General features: G+C 69.0%; 5 protein-coding genes. 4 read left to right on the plus strand and 1 reads right to left on the minus strand.

Going from position 1 to position 3,237, the window contains the following annotated elements; all coding sequences use genetic code 11:
- The first annotated feature begins 226 nt into the window (after positions 1–226).
- The 4 genes from AC3EO4_RS55470 (at position 227) to AC3EO4_RS55485 (ending at position 2,379) form a co-directional block, all read left to right on the plus strand.
- Positions 227–421 carry a hypothetical protein gene (locus AC3EO4_RS55470; protein WP_431904918.1) on the plus strand — a complete coding sequence of 65 codons (195 nt, stop codon included), beginning with the start codon at positions 227–229 and terminating at the stop codon, positions 419–421.
- Between the two features lie 108 nt (positions 422–529).
- Entirely contained in the window at positions 530–874 is a 345-nt protein-coding gene (locus AC3EO4_RS55475; RefSeq protein WP_431904920.1) for a hypothetical protein, read from the plus strand.
- Positions 790–1,749: a hypothetical protein gene (locus tag AC3EO4_RS55480; protein WP_431904923.1), complete on the plus strand. Its 960-nt coding sequence runs from the start codon at positions 790–792 to the stop codon at positions 1,747–1,749. Before AC3EO4_RS55475 ends, AC3EO4_RS55480 begins: the two co-directional genes overlap by 85 nt.
- A gap of 24 nt (positions 1,750–1,773) precedes the next feature.
- Positions 1,774–2,379: an SMI1/KNR4 family protein gene (locus tag AC3EO4_RS55485; RefSeq protein WP_379580814.1), complete on the plus strand. Its 606-nt coding sequence runs from the start codon at positions 1,774–1,776 to the stop codon at positions 2,377–2,379.
- A gap of 19 nt (positions 2,380–2,398) precedes the next feature.
- Here AC3EO4_RS55485 and AC3EO4_RS55490 read toward each other — a convergent pair whose 3' ends face one another.
- Positions 2,399–2,932 carry a hypothetical protein gene (locus AC3EO4_RS55490; protein WP_431904926.1) on the minus strand — a complete coding sequence of 178 codons (534 nt, stop codon included), beginning with the start codon at positions 2,930–2,932 and terminating at the stop codon, positions 2,399–2,401.
- Positions 2,933–3,237: the final 305 nt, after the last annotated feature.

A 3,237-nucleotide genomic window follows, 5' to 3' on the forward strand; every position in this document is an offset into this window, starting at 1 on the left:
CGCCTTTGCATCAATCATCTAGCAGGGCGTATGGCTCCATTAACCAGGGGAAACGGTGCCGATCCCACCGATTGCGGATCCGGACAGCGGCGCGGCGATTACTCTCCTGGTCAGGTGCGGGTCCGGCTTGGTACGAGCCGGATCCACACTCTCGGGCAAAGCGCACAGGTGGCGGGGAGTGTCCAAGCCGTTTCGTCCCGCGGCCGGAGCGAATGTGTCCTCGCGGGTGCTGGCGGAGCTTGCGCGGCTGTGGGACCAGGCCGTCCACCCCGTCGGCCATCACGGTGAGCAGGTGACGCAGGACCGGCTGGCCGCCCAGGCGAAAGTGCCGAAGACGACGGTGAACTCGTGGTCGACCGGCAAGTCCCTGCCCCGGGACGTGGACCAGTTGACCAAGGTCGGTGAGGTTCTGGCCGCCTGAGCCGGGGAGGAACCCGTCACCCAGCGAAAGTGGTCCCAGCTGCTGACCGCCGACCAGGACGAACGCGCCGACTCCCCCGCCGCTCCGGCAGGCCATTCCGGTACCGGTGTGGGCAAGCTGTTGAACGAGGTAAGCGATCCGTTCGCGCTGGAGGTGCACCGGCCGATCACCCTGGAGGACGCGGGCGAGTTGCCGTCGCTGCCGCCGTATGTGCGGCGGGCGCATGACGATCGGCTCGCCGCGGTGGTCGCCCGGGCCGCCGGCGGGCGCAGTGCGATGGCGGTGCTGGTGGCCGGGTCGTCGGCGGGCAAGACCCGGGCCTTGTGGGAGGCCCTGACACCGCTGCGCCGGGCGGGCGGGTGGCGGCTGTGGCACACCCCTATGATCCGACCCGCCCGCAGGCGGCGGTGGCGGCGCTGGACCGGGTCGGGCCCTGCACGGTGGTGTGGCTGAACGAGACCCAGGATTACCTGGGCGCACCCGGTGATGCCGCCGAGGGGGTCACGGCCAAGCTGCGCAGCCTGCTGACCGACCCGGCCCGGGCCCCGGTGCTGGTGCCGGGCACGCTGTGGCACGACCATCGTGAGGCCCTCACCAGGCAGTCCGGCTCGCAGGTGGCCCGGGTGCTGGACGGCACGGTGATCGAGCTGCCCGAGACCTTCACCGGCGCCGGCCTGGACGCCATGGGGCGGGCGGCCGGGGTCGACGCGCGACTGGGCGCCGCCGTCCGGCATGCCGAGGACGGGCACATCACCCAGTACCTGGCCGGAGAGCCCGAGCTGTTGGCACGGTTCGCCGCGGCGCCGCCGGCGGCCAAGGCGGTCATCTGGGCGGCGATGGACGCCCGCCGGCTGGGGCACCGCAACGCCCTGCCGCTGGCGCTGCTGGAGGCCGCCGCACCGGCCTATCTGACCGATGCGCAATGGGACCAACTGGGAGAGGACTGGCTGGAGCAGGCCCTGGCCTACACCGCCCGGCCGTGCAAGGGAGCCCGTGGGCCGGTCACCCGGATCCGCCCCGGCCGCTTCCGCCACCGCACCGCCAGACCCCCAGCCGCCGTGGAGGGCGCAGAGGGGCCGGTGTACCGGCTGGCCGACTACCTGGAACAGCACGGCCGCCGCCACCGCGCCGGCCAGATCCCCCGCCCGGCTACTGGACCGCGGCCGCCGCCCGCGCCCACCCCGCCGACCTGTACGTCCTCGGGGACGCCGCCTGGGACCGCGGCCTGTACCGCGACGCCACCCAACTACTCAAAACCTGCGAAAGTGCTGGGCACACTCGCTGGCGCGTCTGACCCGTTGCGGTGTTGTGTCGGTGTGACCTCGTAGACTCCCGGCCACATCGTCGAAGGGATGGCCGTGGAAGACCCGACAGGCATCGCAGCGCTGACCAAGATCCTGCCTTCAGATCTCGGCGCGGACGAGGGAATCGACTGGTCGGCAGCAGAAGCGCGGTGGGGCACACGGTTCCCGCGTGACTACATGGACTTCATGTCCATCTATGGCGCCGGCTCGTTCGCCGAGGTCGGCATCCTCATGCCGTTGCCCAAGGAATACATCCAGTGGGACCCCGGGACCTTCGAGGAGGAGACGGAGAACGCCCGTTACACCTGGGAGATGCTGGGCGGTCAAGAAGGCCTCGACATCGACCCGAACCACATCCTCGCCTGGGGCATCACCTCGGGCCCCGACATCCTGTGCTGGCTGACCACCGACCCCGACCCCGACCAGTGGCCCGTCCTGGTCTGCGGCCGACACACCCACGAGGACTTCACACTCTTCCCCTGTGGCATGGTCGAATTCCTCCGCATGCTGCTCCTGGACGAGTACGATCCCTACCCCCTCAGCATCGACCTGCGTGACGCCTCGCCGCGCTACGTGCACTGGCTCGAAGCACAGAAGCGCTGGAAAGCGGGATTGGACCCCGACTCCGGTTTGCCACGATCAGCCAACCAATAGGGCCTGTCGCGAGTGCTGGTCACAGCCACTCGTTGATGGCAGCGACCAGTGCGGTCGCCTCATAGCGGACGGCCAACTTGTCGTATCTCGTGGCCACGGCTCGGTGCCTCTTCAGCCGGTTGATTCCGCACTCCACCACATGGCGCTCACGGTAGTGGATCTTGTCGAACTTCGGCGGCCGGCCACCTCGCGAACCGCGTTTCTTGCGGTTGCGGACTTGATCGGCCTTCTCCGGGATCGTGCGGAGCAGGGCCAGGCTCTTGGGGCGCAGATGCTTCCACAGCCCCGCGTAGTGGGCCCTGATGTGCGCCGGCACGCGGTAGTGCGCGTGGATCTCGGCCGCGTCGGTGCGGAGCTGGGCGACGACGCCGTCCGGGTCGTCCAGCACCACGCCGTCCAGGAACGCGTATCCCCACGACTCATCCCCTACGCGGTCTGGGGAGAAGCGCGCCCTCCAGACGTCGGCTGTGTAGGCCAGGAGGTCGACGGGCAGCAGGCGGTCCGGCGGGGTCCCGGTAGCAACGAAGAAATTTCCAACGAAGTACCGTCTCACCTGCGGTGATGCCAGGCTTCACGGTTAAGATCTCGATTCGCTTACGGCGTGGACGATGAACTAGTTCGGCGAGCGCCACAGCGGGTTCGTCGTGGAGGGCGGTGGCGGGAGGCCGCGCAGCAGACCTCCTGACGCCAGAGCAAGGTCGCCCCGTTCGAGGGTGTGTCGGATCCTCTCTAATGATCTGCGGGGGGCCGCTCACCGGTCACCGCCGCCGTCTTGGGGGTCGGGACTCTACTCGCGAGTATTAGTGCTAAGCCGTGACAAGATGTACTGACCCGGACATACGCCGGTCAATGGGTACA

This window comes from Nonomuraea sp. bgisy101 (assembly GCF_057708945.1).

What these genes read in the sequence shown, in the direction of transcription:
- AC3EO4_RS55485 (WP_379580814.1), top strand. Translation starts at nt 1,774, where the DNA reads ATGGCCGTGGAAGACCCGACAGGCATCGCAGCGCTGACCAAGATCCTG.